Annotated in this window: 1 protein-coding gene; it reads left to right on the top strand. The window is 74.3% G+C overall.

Features of this window, described 5'->3' with window-relative positions; translation table 11 throughout:
* A partial coding sequence (locus tag BG455_RS17410) for a hypothetical protein (RefSeq protein WP_177190897.1) occupies positions 1 to 346 on the top strand: 346 nt, incomplete at both ends.

The raw sequence follows: 346 nt of genomic DNA, 5'->3' as shown, positions 1-346 counted from the left end.
CAGCGCGTCGAGGCTGAGGAGCGCGCCCAGGAGGCCCGGGAGCGCGGCGACGAGGCCGAGGCCCTGCGCGAGACGGTCCGGGCCGTCGCGCTGGACCGTCAGCCGCTGCCGCAGCTCTCTGCCGGTGCGTGGCAGCTCAAGGAGCGCGGCATCGAGGTCGCGGCAGTGCAGGTCTGGCGGGAGATCAAGGAACAGGCCGTCGAGGTGGCTCGCGTCGCTCAGGAGCTGGCCGAGAAGGGCCGCGCCTGGCTGGAGCGTGTCGCGGAACGGGCCGCGGAACAGGTGCGGGACGTGGTGGAGCGGGTCGCACCTGCCGATGCCTGGGGGGAGTTCTTCGCCGCTGCCG

This window comes from Roseinatronobacter thiooxidans (assembly GCF_001870675.1).
Taxonomy (GTDB): domain Bacteria; phylum Pseudomonadota; class Alphaproteobacteria; order Rhodobacterales; family Rhodobacteraceae; genus Roseinatronobacter; species Roseinatronobacter thiooxidans.
This window is presented reverse-complemented; position numbering and strand designations above follow the sequence as displayed.